Origin of the sequence: Ferruginibacter sp., from assembly GCF_031430955.1 — a bacterium.
Classification (GTDB): Bacteria; Bacteroidota; Bacteroidia; order Chitinophagales; family Chitinophagaceae; genus Ferruginibacter.
In genome coordinates, this window is sequence record NZ_JANPCM010000076.1 from 1 (window position 1) to 3,433 (window position 3,433).

General features: G+C 34.3%; 4 protein-coding genes. All 4 read right to left on the bottom strand.

Annotation, left to right across the window (positions count from 1 at the left end; all coding sequences use genetic code 11):
- Window positions 1–160: 160 nt before the first annotated feature.
- On the bottom strand, window positions 161–919 hold the full coding sequence (gene dapB, locus ACY65O_RS02120; protein ID WP_462219201.1) for a 4-hydroxy-tetrahydrodipicolinate reductase: 759 nt from the start codon (window positions 917–919) through the stop codon (window positions 161–163).
- Between the two features lie 41 nt (window positions 920–960).
- A complete protein-coding gene (locus tag ACY65O_RS02125) occupies window positions 961–1,614 on the bottom strand; it encodes a DUF5683 domain-containing protein (protein WP_462219202.1) in 654 nt (217 codons plus the stop codon).
- A gap of 42 nt (window positions 1,615–1,656) precedes the next feature.
- On the bottom strand, window positions 1,657–2,568 hold the full coding sequence (locus tag ACY65O_RS02130; protein WP_462219203.1) for a ParB/RepB/Spo0J family partition protein: 912 nt from the start codon (window positions 2,566–2,568) through the stop codon (window positions 1,657–1,659).
- Window positions 2,569–2,740: 172 nt separating this feature from the next.
- Window positions 2,741–3,433: ParA family protein (locus ACY65O_RS02135; RefSeq protein WP_462219204.1), on the bottom strand; the 693-nt coding region annotated here is incomplete at its 5' end.

Here is a 3,433-nt window from a genome sequence, read left to right on the forward strand (position 1 = left end):
CCTGCAGTAAAGATTTTAATCCATCAATTACTATCTGGTGATCATCAACTATGGCTAAAGAGATTTTTGGGCTTTTCATTCCTGTATAACTGCTTATTATAAAGATATGTATAAGAAAACACAAACGCAGATTTAATAAACAAATTGCAATGTATATAAATTATAAGCCTAATACATTCTTCATATTGTAAATTCCTTTTTTTCTGTGTAAAAACTCTGCGGCTAATACAGCGCCTGTTGCAAAGCCGGTGCGGCTGTGGGCTGTATGTATAATTTCTATATCATCAATGGCACTGCTGTATTTTACCGAGTGTGTGCCGGGTGCAGGATCAATTCTTTTGCTTATTATAGAAAGTTCGTTGGGATATTTTGCAATATCATTGATCCATTTTTTCTTAACAGGATTATTGTCTAAAATTTGTTCGGCCAATGTGATCGCTGTACCGCTTGGTGCATCTTTTTTTTTTGTGTGATGAATTTCTTCCAGACTCACTTCATACTCAGGTTGACGGCTCATGAGCTGTACCAGTTTTTTATTCAACTCAAAAAAAATATTTACACCAACACTAAAATTGCTGGCATATAAAAGTGCACCATTCAATGTTTCGCATTTATTTTTTATAATTTCCCATTGTTCCAGCCAGCCGGTGCTGCCGCTTACAACAGGTATCCCTGCATCAAGACATTTTAAAATATTTTCTACAGCACTGTGTGGACCGGTAAATTCAATGGCCACATCGCATTGCTGTAAATTTTCTTTGTTAAAACTGTCGGTGTTATTAATATCAATTTTTAAAACAGCAGTATGATTTCTTTGCAAAGCAATTTCTTCAATAGCCTTACCCATTTTACCATAACCGATCAATGCAATTTTTAAACTCCCTGATTCGCTCAACGTAGAATTATCTGTTGTACTCATTAAATATTATTTATTGAAAATTTTTACAAAAACAAATATAATCATTTAGACCCCTTGGCAGTTTTTGAGTGAATATCTAAAACCAAACTTATACCATTGGTATTGGCCAAAGGACTGTAGCCGGGTTTTATTTGTAAACTTAAATTATCGCTTACATCAAAAGTTTTTAAGTGTGCATCTACCGCTGCATCAACAACATTTAATCCCCAAAAAGCGATAAAAAATAAAACGGAGTAATCAACATTCTGCCGCACTTGGTTCCTGAAATTTTTTATTCTGTCGGGGTTGCTGCGTACACTGTAATAAGGTTCGGGAATTAATTTATCGTTGGAAGTATCGCCATCAATAGCATTTTTGTAAGAGCTGTTGGCTTCTCTAAACTGTTTTATATTTCTAACAAAAATATAAGCAGTAGTGCCCAAGGCACCATATACAATCGGCATTTTCCAATATTTTTTATTGGTAAATTGTCCCCAGCCGGGTAAAATTGCAGAACGTAAAATTGCCACACGTGGATTGTATGGCTTGGAAGTATCAATAGAGAAAATTTTTGTTTTTTCTTTTTTGACAACTGCTTTTTTATTTTTTTGAATACTGCCGGTGTCTTTTAAAATTAAAGTGTCTTTTTGTGCACACAAATTACTTCCGGTTAATAAGAAGAAAAATACAATAACTATTGATTTGATAAAAGTCATTTAAAGAATTATATTGTTAAAGCCGCTCAAGAGATTTTGGCTTTAACTAACGGTTATTTTAAATTTATCCAGCAGGGCATTTAATTCTTCCAGCGAATAATATTCAAATAACACCGAGCCGTAGCCTTTTTTATTGTGTGTTAATTTTACTTTAGTATTAAAGTTAGATGCTAAATTATCTTCTATCTTTTTAAATGCTGGCGGCATCTCGGTTTTTACAGCAACTTTAACAGCATGTGGTGTATAAATTTGTCTTACTAAATCCTCTGTTTGCCGTACCGATAAACTGCGTTTTTTTATCTCGTTAAAAATGTACAATTGCTTATCTATTACATCAACATTTATTAAAGCCCTTGCATGGCCCATTGTAATAGTACCATTGCGTACTGCAATTTGTATATCAGGAGGTAATTTTAATAATCTTATATAATTGGTAACAGTGCTTCTGTCTTTGCCCATGCGTTCTGCCACTTGCTCCTGCGTATAATCCAGTTCATCCATCAGGCGTTTATAACTTAATGCAATTTCTATGGCATTTAAATTTTCTCTTTGTAAATTTTCTAACAAAGATAATTCCAGTAACTGCACATCATTGGCCTGCCTAACATAAACAGGTACATCTTTTAAACCTGCAATTTTTGCGGCCCTGAATCTTCTTTCTCCAGCAATTAACCTGTATTTACCATTGGGTAATTTACTTACGGTAAGCGGCTGAATAATATCATGCAACTTTAACGAAGCAGCTAATTCACTTAACGCCACTTCATCAAAATCTTTACGGGGTTGTTTGGGATTTACTTCAATTTGCTCTAAAGCAACACGGGATGAGGTAGTAGATTGCTCAACAACGTCGGTTCTTAAACTGCCGGCAGTATTTTTTAAATCGGAATCTATATTCTGTAATAAACTGCGTATTCCTTTTCCGAGTGCGTCTTTTTTATTTGGTTGGGTCATAATTAATGTGCCAATGAGACAATGTGCAAATTTGCAAATGAACAAATAGCAATTGTATAATTTATTTTTGAGTAATTTATTTTGAACTTAATATAATGTTTTATACAAACGAAAAAAAGAAAAGATACCGGAATTTAAAATTTGCATATTGTCACATTTGCCAATTTGCCCATTACTGTATTATCCTGTCTTCTTCTTTTATTTTAGTAAGATTATTTTTTTGTAAAATTTCTTTTGCAAGGTTTAAATAATTGATAGAGCCTTTACTGTCGGCATCGTATAAAATTACCGGCTTGCCAAAACTTGGTGCTTCACTCAATCTTGTATTACGGTGTATAATGCTGCTGAAAACAATATCTTCAAAATGGCGGCGTACTTCGCTAACCACCTGGTTGCACAAACGTAAACGGCCATCGTACATCGTCATTAAAATGCCTTCAATTTTTAAATCGGGGTTCAGCCTGTTTTGTACAATCTTTATAGTGTTTAATAATTTACCCAAACCTTCCAATGCAAAAAATTCTGTTTGTACCGGTACTACCACGCTGTCGGCTGCAGTTAATGCATTAACCGTTATTAATCCTAAGGAAGGGGAGCAGTCAATAACAATAAAATCGTACTCGTCTCTTATGGGAGCTAAAATATTTTTTAAAACACTTTCCCGGTTAGGATAATTGATCATTTCAATTTCGGCACCCACCAAATCAATATGCGACGGCACTAAATCTAAATAAGGAATTTCAGATTTTAGAATTACATCTTTAACCTTAGCTTCATTTACCATACAATCGTAAAGGCTGAGGGTAATATTATGTAAATCGAAACCGGTACCTGTTGTACTGTTGGCCTGAGGATCGGCATCTAC

Excerpts from the sequence above, each read along its gene's own strand:
- dapB (WP_462219201.1), bottom strand. The coding sequence starts at position 919 with ATGAGTACAACAGATAATTCTACGTTGAGCGAATCAGGGAGTTTAAAA.
- ACY65O_RS02125 (WP_462219202.1), bottom strand. The coding sequence starts at position 1,614 with ATGACTTTTATCAAATCAATAGTTATTGTATTTTTCTTCTTATTAACC.
- ACY65O_RS02130 (WP_462219203.1), bottom strand. The coding sequence starts at position 2,568 with ATGACCCAACCAAATAAAAAAGACGCACTCGGAAAAGGAATACGCAGT.